This window comes from Corallococcus sp. CA041A, assembly GCF_003612075.1.
In the GTDB taxonomy this organism is placed as follows: domain Bacteria; phylum Myxococcota; class Myxococcia; order Myxococcales; family Myxococcaceae; genus Corallococcus; species Corallococcus exiguus.
This window is the reverse complement of the sequence record NZ_RAWF01000740.1, coordinates 1-401: the sequence shown is the minus strand read 5'-3', so window position 1 is coordinate 401 and position 401 is coordinate 1. Positions and strand designations below refer to the sequence as shown.

At 59.9% G+C, this 401-nt stretch carries 1 protein-coding gene; it reads left to right on the top strand.

Annotation, left to right across the window (positions count from 1 at the left end):
* Positions 1 to 149: 149 nt before the first annotated feature.
* Positions 150 to 401: response regulator transcription factor (locus tag D7V77_RS42895; protein WP_147452404.1), on the top strand; the 252-nt coding region annotated here is incomplete at its 3' end.

The window sequence follows — 401 nt, the reverse complement described above, 5'->3', positions numbered from 1 at the left end:
CTAAAAGCATTTTCCATAGGCACGGCCGCATTCATTTTGGACCGCAGGTTCAAATATAGACGCGGCAACAAGCTGATTCCGGAAATGGACAAACAAACCATAACCAGACAGGCGGCGCAGTGAAATCAATCGTAGTGGAGGCACACCCTTTGGTGCGTGCCGGCGCGACCCATGTGTTGCAATCGCTGCCGGCCATTACCGAGGTGGTCAGCGTCGAGCCGGACGAAGCCCTCTTTGAAAATCTTGCGGCGCATGCGGACGCCGAATTGGCCCTGATCGGCCTGCCCTTGCCCGGCATCGACGATCTGCCGGCCCTCTCGCGGCTGCTGCAGCAGCCCCATCCCCGACACGTTGCCGTGCTTGGCGAAACCGATTCCGCCGCGCATGTGCGCACGCTGATG